This window comes from Nostoc sp. FACHB-888 (assembly GCF_014696655.1).
Lineage (GTDB): Bacteria > Cyanobacteriota > Cyanobacteriia > Cyanobacteriales > Nostocaceae > Nostoc.
Genome location: NZ_JACJQM010000402.1, coordinates 1 through 1,928, shown reverse-complemented (window position 1 = coordinate 1,928; position 1,928 = coordinate 1). Strand labels below are relative to the sequence as shown.

The 1,928-nt window shown below is 46.1% G+C and carries 2 protein-coding genes; both read right to left on the bottom strand.

From position 1 onward, the window contains the following. Positions 1 to 119 precede the first annotated feature (119 nt). The gene (locus tag H6G26_RS41385) at positions 120 to 1,058 is read right to left on the bottom strand and encodes a hypothetical protein (protein ID WP_190737904.1); all 939 of its coding nucleotides are present in this window, start codon (positions 1,056 to 1,058) and stop codon (positions 120 to 122) included. A 125-nt stretch (positions 1,059 to 1,183) separates the two neighbouring features. After that, on the bottom strand, positions 1,184 to 1,928 hold a 745-nt coding region (locus tag H6G26_RS41380; RefSeq protein WP_199327306.1), incomplete at its 5' end, for a hypothetical protein.

Genomic DNA, 1,928 nt, shown 5'->3' with positions numbered 1-1,928 from the left:
TTGGTAGTTGCTTGACTACGTGAAAGAGAAGCTTTTAATGTTATTGGTGATATTTGATGCTTTAGCAAAAACTTCCATCTTTAAATTAGCGAACGTTTCTGTGGTGGAAGCGTTCGCTTTCATTTAGCCAGCGCTGGTTCCTTTTTGCTAGCGAAAGCACCTGCCTGCCTTAGCGCTGCACTAGGACTGGGATGAGCAAAGAACTCTTCTATAGCTTTGGTCAACCCAGCCGCAACAGTCGGCTCGTGACAAGCGTAGACATAAATAGGCTGCTGTACACCGTTGACCAATCGCGTTTCTTGGCGATTGCCCAAGTGCGGGTAGAATGTTCTCACCCATGTACCCAAGTGTCCCCGGTAGTGAGTGCCGCTTAGGGGGACTTTCTTACCAAGTTCGCTCTCTGCAAAATTCACCACGCCCATCCACTTCTCTTGTGTGCCGGTTAGAGTTTGTCTGTTGTAGTCAGCTGAAAGATTGGCGGCGAAATCTTTGCAATTCTGTTCCATGTATGGGTTGAGTCTGCCACCTGTGAGTTCGGCTAAAGTCTTCATTGCCTGTACAAAAGTATGTAGCCGTTGCTCGACTGGAGGGAGGGCTAGAATAGTGGGAGTATCAACTTTTGATGTAATCTTAGGCACTCCTGCAACTAGCTCTAAGATAATTGTTCGCACTTGAGCGGCAATTTCGGATTCAGTGAGCAGCATTGCGATCCGAAGTGTTCCAGAAGGTGAAAATACCCTAGCTTGTAATGTTCTGGATGGTAAACCCAACAAGGAGCGAGCATCAGACAAGTCTTTACCAGTCAATTTTCTGGTTTCGTTATCTCGAAACTCTTTGCTGTTTCTCTCGTAGATATGCTTAACACCTGGTATAGAACATTGGAAGTACTGAGCTAACTGTTCAACTGTTGCCCAGCCCTCGCCATTCCAAACAGCAAACACAATGGCTTTAGCTTTGTTCAATACTTGTTGAGAGCGCGAAGCATCTAATCCATCTAATGCAGATGTTCTCAACGAAGGAGACTCGATTAAAGCGCTTTGGTTTAAAGATAAACTCATGCTGACTCCTTGACTAATATGTTTTTCAGCAAGTAATAGAGTTGAGGTTTGGGTGTGTTTGGAGAAGAACGCCCAAAAAATACCTCAAAGTAAGCAGCAATTTCCACTACTGCCCACATGAGGCTTTACACTGTGACTAATTCTTGAACTTGCGATCGCACTTCATGGTTGAAAAGCTGCTGTAATTCCTCAGTAGTCAGTTGCTCTAAGGGTCGGTCTTGCAAGTATTTGTGAACTGTTTCAGCCAGTGATGTATCCACCATCGACAGCGATAGCACAGCATCAAGCACCGAGTTAGAATACTGCTGCTGGACTGAATAACGCTTCTTCACCCACCAGTTACCGTCAGTGCATCCGACTTGCCCCAGTTTCACGCCCTTGTTGTTGTAAATGCCATCATCGAGAATTTCAAATCCATAATTCTGGCACTCGTTGAAGATATGCGCCATGATTTGGTTTTCAGTAGTAGAAGAGGACAAGGAGCAGGGTGCGGGGTGCATGGGAGAGAATCTTTCCTCTCTGCCCCCTGCTTCTTCTTGCACTGGTAATGAACCGTCTTTGTAGTGGATGCAGATGAAGCGATCGCAACGCATTAGAGTGTTGGCACGAAATACTTCTTTACCGTTGACCATTACTACCCAGCGTTGGGTTAAGTGGTTATCGTCATGGCTGATGCTGGCTACCAGTTTGTCATCAGAGTAATATTCGTGATGGTCAAAAGAGATTTCGACTATTTTGAAGGGTTCGGGAGCTACGGCTTGGGCTTGGGTTGCGATGTAGTTGTCGAGTTCGGCTTGGGCTATGGCTTGGTTGTCGGGGGCAGCAGGGGTGAGTTTCTGAATTTTGCTTGCCTGATAGTTAACAATGGCA